The organism is Pseudovibrio sp. POLY-S9, assembly GCF_001431305.1.
In the GTDB taxonomy this organism is placed as follows: domain Bacteria; phylum Pseudomonadota; class Alphaproteobacteria; order Rhizobiales; family Stappiaceae; genus Pseudovibrio.
Genome location: NZ_LCWX01000228.1, coordinates 181,883 through 182,973 on the forward strand (window position 1 = coordinate 181,883; position 1,091 = coordinate 182,973).

Here is a 1,091-nt window from a genome sequence, read left to right on the forward strand (position 1 = left end):
AGAAGGCAATGCGCATGACGTTAATCGGTGAAACGATCGATTATAGAGAAGAATGGTGCTGCCGGAGAGATTTGAACTCTCGACCTCTCCCTTACCAAGGGAGTGCTCTACCCCTGAGCTACGGCAGCGCGCCGAAATTTGTGCAGTGCTGTTAGAAGAATGGTGCTGCCGGAGAGATTCGAACTCTCGACCTCTCCCTTACCAAGGGAGTGCTCTACCCCTGAGCTACGGCAGCATCGCATAAATATGAAGCACTTAAGTGCTTCTCGTATCTTCCAAACCAGCGTATTTTGCAACGAGGTAAGTGCTCCGCAGGCAGCGCCCTCGGAACGAGGAGGCTTATGTCATAACCCTTTTAAACCTGCAAGGGGTTTTATTGGCAGTTCTGTGGAAACTGAATAACACAGTGAAATGAGAGCATTGCCATGCACTTGTCGTATATTAGGGCACTTGGCTTCAATCCCGTCCTCGTGTACCTGTTGAGCATGACAGATTCAAAGAAAACCGAAACGACGGGCAGCCAGTCAAAGTCCGTAGCAAAGCCAAAAAACGACCCAAAAGCAGATCGTTTGGCCGAAGCCTTACGCGCCAATCTGCGTCGCAGAAAACAGGCTGCTAAGAAGAACACTGACGAAGCCTAGAGATTGCTGCATGCGCTTTGCTCAATCGCGAGGGCGTTAAGTAAAAAACTAGCATTTATCGCTAAATTGAAAATATATGGAAATCTCGCCGAAAACTGCAGGTTTTGGGCGGAGTAGGATGTTGCGGTCCTTGTAAGTCCTGCTAATGCGAAATATCAGCAGGATCTATTGGGGAAAACCGTTGGGGAAGAAACTAGGCAGAAGCGCTGCCTTGCTTATGCCACAGCCCTGATGTTAGTGGACACGATCAATTCTTCTTCAAATTTGTGTTTCCCGCCGCGGGCTTTATTGGGGTTATAGAAGTATGGACAAAATTCGTATTGTTGGTGGCAATCAGCTTAATGGTGTTATTCCGATCTCAGGCGCGAAGAATGCTGCGCTGCCTTTAATGATCGCGTCACTGCTCTGCGAAGATACGTTGACCCTTGAGAATGTGCCCCGCTTGCGTGA

1 protein-coding gene, 2 tRNA genes and 1 pseudogene are annotated in these 1,091 nt (G+C 48.8%); 2 read left to right on the top strand and 2 right to left on the bottom strand.

Annotation, left to right across the window (positions count from 1 at the left end; genetic code table 11):
- Positions 1 to 53: 53 nt before the first annotated feature.
- Both PPL9_RS23480 and PPL9_RS23485 read right to left on the bottom strand, forming a co-directional pair.
- A tRNA-Thr gene (locus tag PPL9_RS23480) sits at positions 54 to 128 on the bottom strand.
- Between the two features lie 32 nt (positions 129 to 160).
- Positions 161 to 235, bottom strand: a tRNA-Thr gene (locus tag PPL9_RS23485).
- Between the two features lie 190 nt (positions 236 to 425).
- Here PPL9_RS23485 and PPL9_RS32740 point away from each other — a divergent pair.
- Positions 426 to 641 carry a hypothetical protein gene (locus PPL9_RS32740; RefSeq protein ID WP_057464978.1) on the top strand — a complete coding sequence of 72 codons (216 nt, stop codon included), beginning with the start codon at positions 426 to 428 and terminating at the stop codon, positions 639 to 641.
- 304 nt (positions 642 to 945) lie between these two features.
- Positions 946 to 1,091: pseudogene (locus PPL9_RS33630) on the top strand (UDP-N-acetylglucosamine 1-carboxyvinyltransferase); the annotation flags it as partial.